The sequence below is a fragment of the Candidatus Omnitrophota bacterium genome (genome assembly GCA_041650805.1).
GTDB lineage: Bacteria > Omnitrophota > Gorgyraeia > 2-01-FULL-45-10 > 2-01-FULL-45-10 > JBAZKM01.
Genome location: JBAZKM010000003.1, coordinates 125,204 through 142,816, shown reverse-complemented (window position 1 = coordinate 142,816; position 17,613 = coordinate 125,204). Strand labels below are relative to the sequence as shown.

The following is a 17,613-nucleotide window of genomic DNA, read 5'->3' as shown; positions in this document are numbered from 1 at the left end:
ACTTCATTCCTGAATACCCCTACAAGTCCTCTGGCAATATCTACGGAGATATAATTATCTCCGGATTCAAGCCGGCCATAGAAATTGTCATATGTCGCGCCGAGCAACCGGCCTATCTCGATCTCCTTAAAACCGAATCGTTCCCTGACCCGTCTCAACCGCCCTCTCCTGTCAGCCCTTCTCTCGAACGCATGCCAGTCAGCCCTGCCCCTTGTCTCTTTTATATACTCAACCGATACGCCTAAAAGCTCTGCTATGGGCTCCAGCAGGAAAGCAGGCGGCGGACTCTCCTCGCTTTCCCATCTCGTCAACTGCCATTCTTTGATACGGCCATCCAGTAAGTAGCACAGCTCTCCCCTTGTCAACCCCTCCGCCTCCCTGACAGTTTTAAGCCGCCTGCCGTAACCTTTCGCGTAGGAATCTATCTCCGCCTTGGTCATCCTATAGCTGTAGGCGGATTTGACGGCTTCCGCGGGCGCGGAGGAAAGAAGGGTTACACCCAAGACCACAGCCGCCAGGCCCATTCCCGCTTCCTGGACACCGGCCGGCGCTTCGGCCCCTCTGAAGATCCGTATGATCCCCATTATGAGATCCTCCAGCAACTCTGCGGCCGGAGGGAATATTATACAGATGAGAAGGAGTACGCCCGATACCACTATGAAATATCCGGGCCAACGCAGCGCCGGCACCGTTACGAACATATCTTCTTCGGCCTTTTGGGGGATGCCCTTTTTGGCTAAGTTCGCAGGCGCGGATGCCAATGCGCTGTCAAGCCGTCCTATAGTACCTGAGTCGCCTCTTTCCAGGGCCGCATCTCTTATCTTCTCTATCCTGTGCCCCATCGCCTGTCTCGTCATCCCGAGAGCCCTGGCGGCTTCGGCCTGGTTCCCCCGTGTTTTTCTTAAGAGAGCTATCGTCTGTTCCGTAAAGCCAGGCAATTCTTTCGGTTGAGCTGTCTCCTGCGCGGTTTCGGCGTGTTGAAGAGCGGACCTCTTTACGCTGGCGATAAGGGACGATACCATTCCCCTGACTTCGGAGATATCTTCTGCGGACACGGAGCTCTTCTTCAAGGCGGGTATCTCAGAGATCGACCTGAGGATATCGATCATCTTCTGCGGGGGCGAAAGGCCTCTGATGGGAGATGCAACGATATACCGTAACGGCCCCGATCCGTTCGATGGCTCCAATACGCCTATCTGGCAAAGTATGCCGAGCTCATGCTTTACTGTATCCGCCGAAAGGTCATTATGGCCCTTCTTTTCCATGAGCCCTGAGCGCGCCAGGTCATCCGCTGTGAAGAGCTGTATACCTATGCCGTCACCGCAGTACCTGACTATCGCATCGATGCACGAAGAGGGCGAACTTGGGGACGCTGCGCGTTTGACCGCGGACGGACCGAATGACGAAAGGAGGCGGAGGATACCGTCTGTCGCGGCCATTTGCGGCCCATTACCGGAGGAAGGCGGCGACCCATCATCATCGTCCTCCCGCAGTATCACCCTCCTCAGCTCCATAACTTTCGGATCGTCTTCGTCTATCTTTGAGGCGGCGCCGTAATATATGGCCGCTCTCTTATTTCTGCCCCTGCTACGATGGTAATACGCCAGGTTTACGGCCCAAGAGAGCATGGCGTCTTTCACCTTCTTCTCCCCGCTATATGCCCTCATTATGATACCCTGCAGGCTCTCCTCATATGACCCGTAGGCGCGCTCCGCCAGTTCTGAAAGGGCCGGCTCATCATCCCTATTAATGGCATAGACCATGATGCGCAGGAACCTTTCGGTCAATCCCAGGTCGGTCAGCGCATATAATAAAAATTCCCTGAAATCTATCGAATCTACGGAGGACGCCAGGAGTCGTATCAGAAACGGCTCATCTATCCCCCCGTCTTTACCCAGCACTTCTCCCAGCACGCGGGTGCGGGCCGGCTCCAGGACAGATTCTTCGTATTCGACCTGCAGATCGTGTAATGCGTCTTCCAGCCCGCTGCCTTTCCACATGCCGGCATTCTTGCTGTCACCCGTTATGACGCGCATCAATCCCGCTATCTCCTTCCAGTCGTAACCGGCCCATATGGCAGCTGCGTTCAGGAGATATGCGGAGAGCGCCCTTCTGTAAGATACGGTATCCTCTCCGCCCGAATGCCATTTATCAACAAAGAGATCGAAGAGGGTATGTGAAAGGTAGATGGCGTTGGCCTCCTTCGAGACCGAAGAGAATGTATGCTTCCTGTCCCGGGAATAGATGACCGGTAACCCCAATCCGGTCATCCAATCATCCGTATCGACGAGTATGATCCTGGCATTATTAAGTATCTTCATAAGCTCGCGTATATATATCCTGGATCTATGATCGAGGGCGATCCCCTCCTCCTCTCCTAATGCCAATCTGCCCGACCGCACCGCCGTGTCCATCGAACCCGAGATAAACCCTATCACATAGGAGTAGTCCGGGTTTTCCATGGCTTCCGTCTTCCTGGACTGCGTTATGATATCGTTCAGCCTGTATAGGTCCTCGGCATTAACATTCATCCTTCTTATAAGATAGGCGCTCACCTTCCATACCATATACAGTATGATGCCTGTGATGACCACAAAACCGAATACGGAGGATAACGAAGCGAGCGCTACCGACTGCGGTCCGTTCCCTGGCGTTAAGATGCCGTATAATGCCGCCGTGCCTAATAGCGCCAAATATAAAGGGGTCTGGCCCCTTTTTGTAAATTCTTTTGCTGAGAGGTGCCCGACCCCTTTTTGATCTTCCGCCATTTGCGGTCCCGTCAGCGCCTCCACCTTAAGCACCTGCTTGGAGAGTTTGCCTTCATTGAGGGGCAGCGTATCGAGGAGCCGTTTTTCGAAGGTGACGGGATCGGTGTAGTATATCTTCTCCCGCTGGCCGGCGTACCTATCTTCGTCTGAGAGGCGGGGGTCGAAGTACCTGAAGGTGTACTTCGTGGAGAACGATATGCGTATCTCGGCTATATCACTTCCCTTATATTCCGGATAGTATTTTATATTGTTGGCGAACCACTTCTCACCTTTATATCTCTCCAATATCTCGAGGACGGTGCCAAGGACGAGCTTATCCCTGGGCACATTATTACGCTCTATATACTCTTCTATCACCCTGCCGTATACCTCTTCTGGAGAGCCCTTCTTTGCGAAGAACGAGGACGGGGCGAGGGTGGCGCTCCGGGCATGGTGCGCCTCTGCCAGGTCAGGGTACGCCCACACCACGTCCTGCGCAAGGAACGTCACTACGAGCACGCCCGCTATTATGCGGATGACCCTCCTGAACTTTCTATCTTCGTTAAGCAGCTGCAAGGTATATCTCCATCGATCTCTTATATCGTTCAAACTCTTCGCCGTCCTTAACGCTCATCTCATCGAACTCCAGTATCGCATTGAGGGCAAAGGTGACCGGGTCAATACCGAGGGATGCGAGCGCCTCATCGCTTATCGGCCTTCCGGCTATGAGCTTATAGAAGGATCCGACCGCACCCCTGTTGCCCGCCATTATAGCTACCGATAGCTTCAGGACACTTTCAAGGTAGAGGTAGTTCGTGCCTATAAATTTAGCATTATCATCCAGCAACAGGACGCTTGAATTTATACCGCGCTCTTCCTTGGCATAGCCGTTCCAGACCTTCGGGTCGTTAAATTCCTCCTCTGTAAGGACTATTATGGTATTATCCTTCGTGGCCCTCCCGCTTATGGCGCTGCGGCGGAGCTCATCTACAGGCAATATCTGTATGCTGCTGCCTTTATTCTTAAGTATCAGCTCTACAAGCTCTGTCTTCTTCTCCATATCGAAGAGACCTTCGGAGAGCATCACCGTACGGCCTTCGGGTACTATATCTGTGGGCGTGCCGGCCTTGTCGCGCTCGTATCGGAGCGAGGATGCGAGGAGGGCTTGGAGCTTGGGGCCGGGAGCTTGGAGGACGGGGTTTTGGGCTTGGAACGGGGTTTCCTTGCGGATGATGTACGCCATCGAATCGCCCTCTTCGCCAAAGAAGTCGGTAGCCACAGATAATCCTGTCTTCTCTTCCAGCAGTTTACGTATGACCGGAGATTCGATATTGACAATAACGGCGCATCCGCCTTCGGTAAGATGGCCCGCGACCTCTTCGGCGAACCTGTTAAGAAGCTCATCGTTGAAGTCGTAGAGATTCCGGTCCGAAGGCGTTATCCTGTCTACGGGGATACCGTTATCCTTCCACATAAGAGGGTGATGAGGCATATCGAAGATGATGAAGTCATATTCGCCCAGGCCGTCAAATAGGTCCCTGACAAAGGCATTGACCGGATATTTCGTCTCTACCCGGGAACAGGTCAGTTTTGTGTTCTCCACCGCCATCTCTTTTATATCCGTGGCATCGACCTTCGCCCCCTTCTCAGCGGCGATGCGCGCGTTCAACCCTATGAATGTGCCGAGGACGAGCACCCTGCTTTCGGGTTTCACGAACTTCGTCGTTGCCCTGGCGCTTATAATACTGGACGGGTGGAGAAGGCCCCGGACACCGGGCAACACAGGTATCTTTACGATCCGGGGTCTATCCAGGTGCATCGTTCGGGGTTCTGTGTCCGTACCGGCCAATCCGCCCAGTTGATTGAAGGTGGCATACATGAACGGATGTTCATGGCTGATGTACTCGATATCGCCGCCGGCCAGGAATGTGCATCCGGCGGTCCTTTTGATCCACCCGGATATCTCAGCTCCCGGCAGGTCATAGTAGACCGACAGGTCCACCACCCTTCTCTTGTCATCCGCTCCGCTCCGGAACAATAAGAATACCGGCATATCACGGTAACTTATGATCGACAGGCCGCCTTTAAGCTCTTCCGATTCGGGCAGGTTGAACGCCGTCAGGACCGCATATCTTCGCAGGCCCTCTACGGGCACTTCGGCGGCCCTGAAACCGTCCGGAAGCTCCCGCCATACGAGTTCTCTGCCCGATATATCAAGCGCCCTGAAGATGTGGCCTATGATATCCAGCGGCTCCCAACCGGCCGGCCGGGTCTCGGGGCCTATCTCGGCAAGCAGCTTCCTGCCCACCCTCCCGTCGATCTCACCTCTCTCCAAACTCTCATCGTATAATCTGGCGGCCTCACCCCCCCATCTCTCCTTCAGGCGTACCTTCGCCACTTCATATGCCGCTTCGTAATTCTCATCGAACCCTTCCGGATAGACGACCACCGACTCTGACACGTACCCGTAATTTTTTACGAAATCCTCTCCCGGCCTGAGCGCCACCACTGTGGCATCGTGCTGCACCATACCGCGCCCTTCCGGATACGTATCCACAAGATATGACGTACCATCTTGAGCGACGACCTCAACCGTATAGTGGGATAGTTTTGGCCAATGGCGCACATATACCTTAAGACCGTGGTCCATCACGACACGGCTTTCTGAGAGCGCCTGGTATAAGACCACCGCATGGTCAGAGCAGTACCAACCGTATTCGTACATGTTATCCCTTATCCAGTGTCGTAACCGGTTCGCTATATCGGAAATGTAAAAGGCCTGGACCCGGATGACCGGGTTTGCGGCGGGGGGTTGGGGACCGGGGGCGGATGATGCAGGGACAGGTCCAGCGGGGGGAGCGGTCGAGTGCGGCAGGCGCTTCAGGCCGGTTGATGTCTTATACAGGAGCTGGCGCATTGCCCATATGGCGGAGGGCATCCCCGGCCCTGTGCCGCTTATCAGCGCCAGCGCGATCATCCTGTTATCGGCAGGATCATATTTGTCGCTCGAAAGACCGCCGCGCCGGCCGACGAGCATCGGATTGTCATTACCGCCCTCCTGGCCGGAATCGCCTACGGCCACTATGACGCCGTCCTTATCATCATATATATCGAGCACCATATTGAAGAATAAGTGGCAGATGGACTTATCTACCGGGTAGAAGACGACGTCGGTCGCCTCTCCGGCGTTCAACACATTCATATTCTCATCGCTCAGGCCCGCGTCTTCCAGTATCTTCGGAAGCGCTTCGCTCAGATGCGCCATCTCTTCGGCGGTCCCGTAGAAAGTATAGGAGCGCTCTTTCGCTTCGCGTCCCATGGCCGACAGGCCGTAGCCCTCCAGGTTGAGCCCGTCCAGGAAGCCCCTGAACCGTCTCTCCCGTTCCGCATCGAGCTTGATACCGACCTCGTTTAAGAGCCACTCTTCGTAATTCCGCCGCGATCCTTCGCCTTCCGCAAAACCGTTCGATATCGTAAGGCCGTTCTCCGAAGCCGCATATAACCCTTCCAGTATATCGCGCCGCTCGCCGGGCGGGATACCCCTTATCTCAATGGCCCTGTGAATATCGAGGAGCACCGTCTCCAGATCGCATCCGGGCCCGCGGCCGCCCTGGACCCACCGGTAATGCCTGCCGGTCGCCAGCATGACCGGCACGCCCTCGCTTCGGAGCCAGAGTATGATATCGATCGCCTCGGGCGTGATCCGCCTGGTCGAATCGGTCAGGTTCTTATCCACATCTAATATGACGGCCTTGACGGGCCTATCTTTAACCGCTCCGAACCGCCGTTTCGTCGCCTCAACCGTTTCCGGGCCCATCTCCCCGATGAGGCGGCTTATTATCCTGCCCTTCTCCGCCCTGAGATTATCTATCCGCCTGTTGACGCTTCGCACCCTGTCGTCGTGGCCATTTGTATCTCTCCTCCGGAGTTCGCGTCTCCTCTCGCCCTGCATCGCCTTCATCATCACCCTGATGTCGTTGAGGCGCGCTTCGAGCGCCATCCTCGCCCTTTCTTTCATCGAGGCTTCAACGGCTGTCCTGGCAGCCTGCTCCATACTGCCGCGGGCGTCGCGCGGGTCGAATACGGCCCCTCCGCGGTGCTTCTCCAGACCGGCAACGACCTCAGGCGGGGCGACCATGACACTGATGGCGGGATCGCGCAGGTCGTCGGCCTCGAAACCATATCGATCTATCAGATGCCCTATCTTTTCGCGCTGTGCGGCAAGTATGCTCTCGAACTGCGTCACGTCGATAAGCCACCGATGATCGCCTGTGTGTGTTATGTTGATCTCCCCTATCGCGCGGAGAGTATTTTCGTTCGGATCATATATTTCGGCGGCGCCGTTCTTCCTGAAGAGGGCCGCCACGACGAACGCGAGCATCTGAGGCCCCACACCTATATATCGCCTCTTCCCGTCTTCTTCCTTCCTGTTCCACGGCGCTATTTCGATCATCTTTATAGCGCCATTTTCGACCTCCACATATCCTTCGACCCCGAGAGAACCGGAAACGGCCAGATATATTCCGGGAGAGACCGTGCTTTCAAGCTGGCCGGCTATATTCTGGACGGCGCCGGGCCATCTCACCAGCCCTCTGTACCGGGGATCAAGCCATCCCCGTATGCCGGCGGAAAGCGCCGCGCGCATCGTCCTATCCAGCCCGCTTGCCTTCACCATCATGAGCGGCACCACCTTCCTCTCCTTTTCGGCATCGCTGTTCCTCAAAACCGCTATACTGTCCGCATAGTGCCGGCCGAAGGCCTTGTAAGGCGACAGGTCTATCCCCGCGTCTTCCGGTCCTCTTTTGTGATGTACCGCGCGGGCGTTAAGGGCCTCTTCCAATATCCCGGTAAATGAGGGGTCGTCGAATAAGACCTTGATCGCCTCAAAAGTCCCCGAACTTATATCTCCGTCGGAATAGAGCCTCTCCATGGCAGCGCGGCTTCTCTCTATCTCTTCCTGCAGCGTCTTTCCATTCGGCTTCTTGTGCGGCCTCAAGGTATCGATAGGGCCGTCTAAATGGTCGGCCGCATATATGACATCTGTGAACTTTGACTTGGCCCCTTCCTTATGATGGTCCCTTATCGCCTCAAGGCACTCAACGGGAAGCCATATGCCGGCTTCCTGAAGCAGTTTTAACGACCTTTTGGGGTGCTGTCTTGTGACCTTATCCCTGATGAATGACGGGAATATGGCCGATGACTCGAAGATGCTCCTCTCTTTACCTATATCATGGGCATATGCCGCGAGACGCAGGTCGCGGATCTCGTCCTCGGTAAAGTCACCCCTCTGGCGCGCTACCATCTCTGAAAGCCGCACGACTCGTTCGGCGTGATAACGCGGCGTATGTTGGGAATCGGCATAGAGGGATATTATCTTTGCTTCAAGCGCCAAATGGGTGACTTTTGCTATCTCATCTCTAAACTTTTCAAGACGGACCGGGTCAAACCCATTATACCGGTTTGAGCCATGCTGGAGTACAGAGTCGCCGTCTATCGACATCGCGTTCACTATGCGCATCATCTCTTCATCCGGGATCTTCAATAATAGCGGGCTCAGATGATATGTGAGGGCCCGCTTTCCGCGGTCTTCCGGCCGTATCTCCAGGAGACCTGCGGCGCAGAGCGTCTCCAATTCATACGCGATCGTCGTGCGTTTGAAATAGGGGCGCAATACCAGGCGTTGAATGCCGGACCGGGTAATAGGCGCGTCCTCAAGATCCGCCCTGTTCCTCCATAATACACTGAGACATTCCGCGGGCGACCCAAGGGGCTTCCTGTGTGTGGCGTTATTCGGAGGCGGCGTATGATGGCGGGGGATCTTTTCGAGATCCATCCTCAATATACTTACAAACTTTTCGATCTCCTTCCACACCTTTTTCACGGCGGCTTCTCTGTCGAAGATCTTCCTGCGGGCATCTCTAATCCTGCTCTCCAGATCATCGCGGGTATTCTTACGGCGTACATAGAGATTGATAAGCCCCTTGTCCTCGCCGTTATCCATTTCGACGGCACTCATGATGGTATTCATCAAAGAGTTGACATCATGGTTGAATTTCCTAACATCCTTCTTCATCTCTTCGTTCATCTTGCGTTTATAGAGATAGAGCGCTCCGCCGCCTATCAGCACGATAAGCGCCGATACTATCGATATGCCGCCGAACCCTGCCATTTGAACCTGCTGGCCGGAGGCATGCTGTGTAATATCTAACCCTGCGGCTATAAATAAGATAAAATTGCCGCTTTCCCTTAAAATGCCGAACTCAGGACGCGGCGTACCGGGTGCTGCCTTGCGTACAATGATGCCTGATATTACGGGAACGAGCAGTCCGTCTGAATATACCTTTCTCATCTCGAACCTGTACCCGCCTGCCTCAATATCTTTTATATCCCGGTATGACGTGGTGTCCCGGGACCCGTTAGCAGGGGCGTTGAGGTATGCAGATCTGAAACCCGCGGATATGTCGCCATCACCTTTCCATGACAACGCACGCACTATATCTATAACGGTATCTAACGGCGTATGTGGGATATCGTCCGGCGTAAGCTCGTCGAGACGTATAAAGACGGGGCCATTCCCTCTGCTGTCGGCCATTGCCCATGGGATGTCGGTCTCCGTATCATGGCCTATGAAGATCGTGTCCCGGCTCCATGCGCCTGCATCGGATTTCCCGAAGTCGCGAGCGGCATCCTTGAATGCCTTACCCACCGGCATACCTGCCTTCGTAACCTTACGTTCATCTTCGGTAAGGCAATAGATCGCCTTCCCGCCGCCGTCTCCGGTGCTTATATATTCGAGCGCGCCTGCCATCTCAAGGCACACCTCCGCGTATATATGTGAGCTTCCCGTAACTACGGCTATCTCGGCCCCGTTCTCCCTGAGAGTTTTGAGTGCTGGCAAAAGCTCGTTGCGGACCTTTATTATCTTCTCGCCCCTCAAATGCCGCGCCCTAAATTCCGCCATGAACGAGCGGGATAGTTCGCCACGTATCCTCGCCCGTTCACGTTTATCCTCGATGCCTTTAAGCCTGGCCCTGATGCGACCCTCTCCCCTTTTCCTCTCGGCAAGCGGTTCCGGATGCCATGTGAACATGAGTTCGTCCATATCGAGCACTATAAGCTTTCCCGCAAGGGGCATCGTGTCGAAGGGCGCACCGGCATTCATCGCCCCGGGACCCAGGTTTCCTTCCGGCTCCGCAACCGTACCACCGCTTATTTCGCGCAGGGCTGCAACTGTCAGGGCCGTACCCTTATATACGGGAGAGATGAAGCCCCCCTTGAAATCTATTTCCGGGAAAGCCGCTTCCATGATATCTTTGAGACCCTCCGGAGAACGGGAAGATCTGAAACTATGCTCGAAAGAAAGAAATACTTTATCACCAGGAAGGGCCGATCTGATTATATTCCATCTCAGCATCCCGGATATCCGCCCCCGGATTTCTTCCGCATTTTCACATTCTTCTATACCGAAGACCCAGTAAGCGGACGATCCGTCCGTCCTCATCTCAAGCAACTGGTTACGCATATCTTCCAGATGGAGCAGCTTGGTCGATTTATGCCCTGCGCTGAGAGCCAGGACCACATCCTCATAAACGGGGACCTTTGCCCCTGTTGTGGCCTTTGGCGAACCGGGGCCAAGTCCAGCGCCACTCTTCCTGGACTCATCAATGCGCATAAGCTCATTTTTCAGCTTATCAAGATCACCGGATATTTTATTAAGACCGTCATGGACGTCCTTAACGGTCCTTTGCCGTTCTTCCTGCGGCTTACCAAGGTCATTATACTCTTTACCGAGCCTGTTAAATTCCGACACCATATCACTGAATTCGGACGCTATATCGGGTATGCGGTCGATTATATCTTTATATATCTCATGCAGGTCGTTCAATCTTACGGTTATCTTTCTGGCCATGGCTCGCACTTCCATATCATTACGATCCGGCTCAGGGCTCCCGGGAACTCTGTTTTGCCTGAACAATCTTCTGAATAATCCCCGCAGCGCCGTCCAGGCAAGCGTTATGCCGAACGGGTCATGGGCATAGAGCATTATATGCCCTGGCGCGGCGCTTCCGGACGGCGGCGTGTCATCATCTTCGTCATCGGAGACGATGGCGCCGCGCCCTTCCGGCTCAGGAAAGAACGAGAGCACCTCTCTCTCATAATATTCTTTTAACTTTATGAATATCTCCCTCGCCGGCCGGTCGGCCTCAGAGACCGATTCCGGCTCACGCATGAATACCCTCGAATCCCATACTATAGCGAGGTTCTCCTGCGCCCTGGAGAGTATGACACATAACCTGTGCAGGTCTTTGAGGAACCCTATCTCTCCGCGCTGATTGCTTCTCACGGTGTCTATTATTATGGTGTCGTTCTCCCCTCCCTGGTAACTGTCGATGGTCGTAACATGTGGTAATGAGTCGGTTGATAACCTGCGGTATTTTTCCTGGAGCATGCCTTCGAGAAGCCTTACCTGCGCCAGGTAGGGCGTAACTATGGTGATCTTCGGCAGCGGGACATTTCTATTGTTCTTGTAGTGTTCTACAAGGTCCAGCGTTTCCCGCGCCGATCTTAAATTCTGGTACGAGTCGCCGACCGGCGTTTCGTAATAGTCCCTCTCTTCTGATATGTCTATTACCTTTAAACTCAGTGTATCTTTATCGAAATCCTCCCAACCCCGTCTGTTGACATCCCCTTCATAGAACAGCTCGGATACAAGACCGGCCAGGAGCGGGTGGGAACGCCAGTTAGTGAGGAGCGTGACCTCGTCTGCCCTCCCGGTGCCGGCCAGCGTCCCTATTACGTCCCGGTAGAACCCGTCTATCAGCCCATCCTCTATACCTGCTTCCCGGAGGGCGCGTATCTCTTCGTCAAGCACGAACGGGGGAAGCTGCTTACGGTCACCGACGACGACGAGCTTACCGTCACCTGTCAGGTATTGCAGGGGCACGAGCGCGCCGGTCAACGTCTCCCTGCTTGCCTCATCTATTATGACGACGTCGAATTGGGGTCTGCTCCTCGTTCCGGCAAGGGCCCTGAGCTTCCTATCGGTGGCGATGCCTATGGATGTCGCCCCGAATACGAATGCGTTCGACCGCTGCCTGTTGAACCTCTCCCGGAATCCGCGGTATGCCTCTTCATCCTGGAACCAGACCCGCTCCGTACCATACTTGAAGTCCGACGGGTTATTGCCCAGGCGGGCGACAGGGATCGACCCATCGTCCATCAACTCCTTTATCACGTTATCCACGGCCTGGTTCATCTGCGATACGACCAGCACCCTCTTCCCCTGCTTCGCGTATTGACGGACCATCTCCACAATGGCAGTCGTCTTGCCGGTCGCGGCAGGGCCGTGCACTACAATCTGTCTGGAGCCACCGAGCGCGAGCTTGACCGCCGCCTCCTGCGATTCATCGCCCTTCCATTCCCCGTCCGCCAATCTTCGCGGGATGCGCTCATCCAAAAAATTCACCTGTATGGAATCTAAATTCGTCGGAGACACGTCTTTGGCAAGTCCCAGCATCCTGTCTATGGCGGCGAATTCCTCTGTGCCGGGGTACGAAGCGGTGGCACAATTCGTATCTTCCAGGTTCCTTATGACCCTTTGTAATATCCTGATCTGGACATCATATGTGACGCTCTCCGGGTTATTCGCTATGGTGCCTGCCCTGGGCAGGGTTGCCTCTGCCCCGCCTATCTCCCTGACCTCCACTATAAGCTTACCCGATCTTGCTCCGGTCACCTCGACAACCTCTACAAGGAATTCGCGTTCGCCTATATAGAACCTCTGACCCGGCCTGATATCGTTCCGGGGAGCGTCAATAAGCATCTCATATCCGCCGTGTCTCCCGGGATTGCATTCGCTGTATTCAAAACTGCGGGATCCCCTGTTGCTCAGGACACGCAGTATTTGCAGATATCCTTTGAGCTGCCCAAGAAGGTCTCTCCTCCCTGTATCCGCGAGAAGATCATTGTTTTCCGGCCTATACTCCTTCAGGTGCTTCTGCCTGTCCAGGGTGCCGCGCCTGTCCATGACATCGCGATACTTTTTGACCCACGCCTCTATATTAAAACGGCGCAATGTCTGTAAGATGAGCCCCATCTTTCTTCCAAGCCGGTATCTGCGCTGGAGATAATTGATAAAACCTATCGGAGGAATGTGGGTAGCCAGAAGCCTGTTTACGGCGCTATCAGGGATACCCAGCTGCCTATAGCCCTCAACGGTATGTCTGATGCTCTGCGCAAGCTGCTTACAATCTATCCTTTCCGGGTCAAGCCCTATTATGCCTTCCGCGTCCTCCTGCCTCATGAACTCATATTGGACCAATATCCCCAGGGAATCCCTGTGCAGCCTTACGAGAGATTCGCTGACCGCCAGGCTCATCTCGGCGTCTATCCCGTTCGCCTCTAATCTCCCGGCGAGATCAAGCACAAAATCTTCTTCATCTTCGAACAATTTCCGCCTGCCGGAGCGCCCGAAACCCGGTCCGACCCTGCTCTTGACGGTCCCGCCGTCCTCCTGCCAGATCAATTCAACGAGCCGCATCTTCCCGTCATCGAGCTTTGCCTTCGCCATATAGTCCTTGAACCTGGTGCTGACATAGGTCGTAATAGCGCCTATCTCAAACATGCCGGCCTTTGAAATACGGTGCGTTGCGGCGAGACGCGGATAGCGTCTGGCTATGCCCTGAAGTGTACCTGCAGTCATTGCCTTCCGCCATGTCTTAAGGAGCTTTCCGGTATCGCGATCGCGGAGTTCGGAATAATCTTCCTCTAACTCAGTAACCTCGCTTCCGTCTTCGGCACTTATTGTATACACCTTTACCTTGGTCACATGGCCGTTTTCGAGATCCGCCTCCACCAATTTTCCGCCATATTCAGGGTCTAAACTACCCCCGTCCCTGTGGGCAAAAGATATGACGCCACTGGGCGGCAATCTGTAATTCCGTAATTTCAGTCGGGGGTAAGCTTCTATCAGCTTATCGAACTTTTCTGCACTGAGATTTTCCCACCATGTATAGATTAATCTGTTGCTGGCCGGGTCACGGAGTTCGATGAACCTTTCAGAACGTTCGGTGCCGTCTTCCGGGTTTTTCCTATATATCCTGACGCCTGTCACGTGCCCTTCGTCAATATCGGCCTCTATCTCTCTGCCTGCATAGTCGACGCCAAAACGCGCCCAGACCCTCTTCGCGAAAGAGAGATCTCCCCTTCCCGATAAATTGATATGCCTCAAGAGAAGGCGGGGATGGCTTTTCGCAAGTTCCCTTAAGGTCTCCGCATGTATCGCATCCCCCCATGCATAGGCGAGCATGCCCGTGTCCCTGTCTATAAGTTGTGAGAAGATATAATTTAATTCTACACCCCCGGCAGGGTCCTCTCTGTATACTGCGGCACTCGTCACATGCCCTCTCTCGATAAGCGCTTCGACGTATCTACCCGAGAATTCCCTGCCGAACGTCTTCCATGTCCTGGACGCCAGGGTCAATTTTCCGTAACTATCCAGACGATCCCGCAAGATCAGCCCGGGGCGGCTTTCCACAATGGACTGATACTCTTTCTGTTTTATGTGCCCCCACCACGTTGAAACCACCCTCCCGGTCCCGCCGTCCCTGAGCTGGGTCAGCATCTTTTCTGTTTCAAATCCTTCGGAAGGGTTCTCTTTACGTATCAAGACCTTTGTCACCTGGCCGTCTTCAAGCTCGGCGTCTATTAACCTGCTGCCGTAGTCTCCGCCGAAACGCGCCCTCGTCTTCCCGGCAAACGACAATGCCCCGTTGGGCGACAGGGCGTAATTCTTCAATATGAGACGGCTGGAATTTTCGCTCAGGCGGTCTACCAGACTTGCGCGGACATTTCCCCAGAAGGCATGAAGAAGTGCTCCGGTATCGGCGTTGCGGAACTCCGCGAATATCTCTTCGACATCTACGCCGTCCGCGGGATCGGCTCTGTATATCATGACCTTCGTCACGTGCCCCTTTTCCATGTAAGCATCTGCTATCCTATTACCGTACTCAGCGCTGAAAGAGGCCCAAGTATGCACACCAAAAGAGAGATATCCCTTATCGCCCAACCTTACCCTTACCCTGACACCATCCAGTCCGCCCACCTCGTCTGACGGGATCCCGCGATCGTATATCCTCACTACTGTGTTATTATGGTCCAATACTTCGGCATAACTCTGTTTATCGAACCTATCCAGGTTATCAAGAGACGGGCCGGCCATACTGCGCCCCCGATCCGTATCATCAGGCCTTGCCAGGAAGAAGACCGCAAATATCCCGAACGGCATCGACGCGAGCATGGCCTCGGCCGGTCCGGACGGGATGGGTGCGCCGAAATAGCAGGAGAAGGCATTGACTGCGTATTGCGCCAGGAGGGACGCGGAGAGCAGGATCAACATTCCGGCAAATCCTTTGAAGTCCGTACCCGGACGCGCCTGCTGCGGCCTTTCCGGACCTGCCAGGGAACGGCCCCTGATATACTCCGTGATATCCGGGTCCACATTCCCCTCGGTCCCCAACAGCACTATGGCATCCGCCTCTTTTATGACATCAAGGTCTTCGAGATTCTCCAGAAGCGCTTCAACCGTGGCGGCCGTCGTCCCTCCCACCACGGCCTCCCCGGATCCTCTAGCCTCAGACAGATCTGCCATGGCGATCGGCGCGCTCCTGTCGAGCGCCATCCTGTCGTCTACGATCACCCCCCTGTCCACAAATTCCCCGGCTACCTTAAGCGCCTCTTCTTCAGGCATATCCACGGCGATACCGTCCTCAAATACCACAGGTCTCCCGTTCACGAGAGCGGTGGGAGGCGGGCTTGGGATGTTCTTCACCGTCCTGCCAAGGATGAGGCTGCGTATGAAGGCCGAGTACGGCTCCGTCTGCACGATGACCGTCTTGGCCCTGTCGAACCTCTCCATCTTAAACCCGGCGGCTATACCTACGGGCCCGCCGGCGCCCACGGGCACGATGAGCACGACTTTTTTGTCGGGCCCTATACCGCCTTCATCGGACAACTGGCCGTTGATCTCTATACCGGCAGAGGCATGGCCTGCCATTATGTCGATCCCGCCATGCTTCATATATGCCGCTCTGTCTTTATTGAATTCTATAAAAAGTTCGCGCGCCGCTTTGGCTTCCGCATAATCTTTATATTCTCTTATTTCGCCTTTTGACGCGCTTCCCGCGGATCTGCGATAGTCGTCCAGATATCGGACCATCGCCCCCCTCTTGACTTCGGGAAGGCCGCGGATCGTAAAGACAACGGGTTCTATGCCCCGCAGGAACTGCTTCAGGTCAGGGCGGAGACGGCAATATTTCTCTACGGCCAGCCGCACCGCCTCGATCATCGCTATGCCGTGGTTCCCGTCCGTCTGGGTCACTATGTAGAACGGCCTGTCCCTGAGGGATGGGTCCAACTTATCTATCTCCGCTATCCTGCCGCGTACCGCTTCATCCACCTCGAAGGCCACCCCGCGCATCTTGAACGAACCGGAGACCTGGACGGATTCGTCTTTAAGGAAGACGGGCTTACCGGCCATATCGCTCAGCCTGCGCATCCTCAGGAGAGGCGTCTTCTTCGTCACGCGGTCATCTCCGATATGCCTCATGGCCGATATGACCTTCTCCTTGAGCGCGTCATCCTCGCCGGAAGGATCGTTATTTCTCCACATATCCGGAGCCGTTCCCGCCTCCGGCTCTCCATCGATAGTCCGGTCAGGATCTCCAGTGCCGTCAGGTGCCTCGTCCCGGAAAAGGCCGCCTTCCCTCAGGAACGAAAGGAGCGCCTGAGCCAGAGAGACCGCCGCCACCGTCACTATGAAAGGTTTGAATGAGTCGAAGAGTCCGTAGGAGCTGTAGGAGGCCAGGAAGGAGAATCCCACAAGTATCATATTACCGAATGCGCCGCTCTTTGCTATCGCGATATTCTCTTCCGCGGTAAATAACTTTGCGGGATGATCCAGGTGAACGCCTTTGGTATCGATCGAGACCTTGAGGATGGCCCCGTCGTCTCTTCCGAATATCGCGGAGAAGAAGGAGCGGCCGTAATCCTTAGCGTAAGCCGTCATGCCTAGCCGGCGCGCATGGCCGGAGAGGAGTTCGCGCGCCTTCGTATAATGGCGCGACTCGTGGAAAGATATCCCCAGCATCACCGCAAGCGAAGCGGATAGGATGCTATTGATCGCGCCATACCCGGAAAGGAGGGCTATCGTAAACCCGGCGAGGCCGCTCAGTGCGATCTCATACCAGAGAAGCGCGTTCTCCTGCCGGTCGAATGCGGGCCGTCCAGATACGGCTCCGGCCGTTTCTTCTGCGGGCCCAGCCAGCGCCTCCACCTTCAGCACCTGCTTTGAGAGTTTGCCTTCATTGAGGGGCAGCGTATCGAGGAGCCGTTTTTCGAAGGTGACGGGATCGGTGTAGGATATCTTCTCCAGCTGGTTGGCGTACCTATCTTCGTCTGCGAAACGGGGGTCGAAGTACCTGAAGAGGTACTTCGCGGAGAACGATATGCGTATCTCGGCTATATCACTTCCCTTATATTCCGGGTAGTATTTTATATTACCGGCGAACCACTCTTCGCCTTTATATCTCTCCAATATCCCGAGGACTGTGCCAAGGACGAGCTTATCCCTGGGCACATTATTACGCTCTATATACTCTTCTATCACCCTGCCGTATACCTCTTCGGGAGAGCCCTTCTTTGCGAAGAACGAGGACGGGGCGAGTGTGCTATCTTGCTGTTTATGCTGGAGAGAGAGATCCGGATAGGCCCATGTTATATCATAAAGAAGGAAAGATAATATCAAAATGGATGATATTATCCTAATTATGGGATGGAACTTCGATCTTTTCTGTGGTTTGACTTCCAT

The 17,613-nt window shown here is 54.7% G+C and carries 2 protein-coding genes (1 of these 2 running past the window's edge); both read right to left on the bottom strand.

The window, feature by feature from the left end:
- Nucleotides 1-3,356 carry the beginning of a ribose-5-phosphate isomerase A gene (locus tag WC515_03190; GenBank protein ID MFA5146368.1) on the bottom strand. It extends 15,436 nt beyond the left edge of the window, so only the first 3,356 of its 18,792 coding nucleotides appear in the window; its start codon is at nucleotides 3,354-3,356; the stop codon falls past the left edge of the window.
- Nucleotides 3,310-17,613, bottom strand: a complete 14,304-nt coding sequence (locus WC515_03185; GenBank protein MFA5146367.1) for a pyridoxal-phosphate dependent enzyme — start codon at nucleotides 17,611-17,613, stop codon at nucleotides 3,310-3,312. The genes WC515_03190 and WC515_03185 overlap by 47 nt, the downstream gene beginning before the upstream one ends.

Coding starts and splice junctions, on each gene's coding strand:
- WC515_03185 (MFA5146367.1), bottom strand. CDS start 17,613: ATGGAAGTCAAACCACAGAAAAGATCGAAGTTCCATCCCATAATTAGG.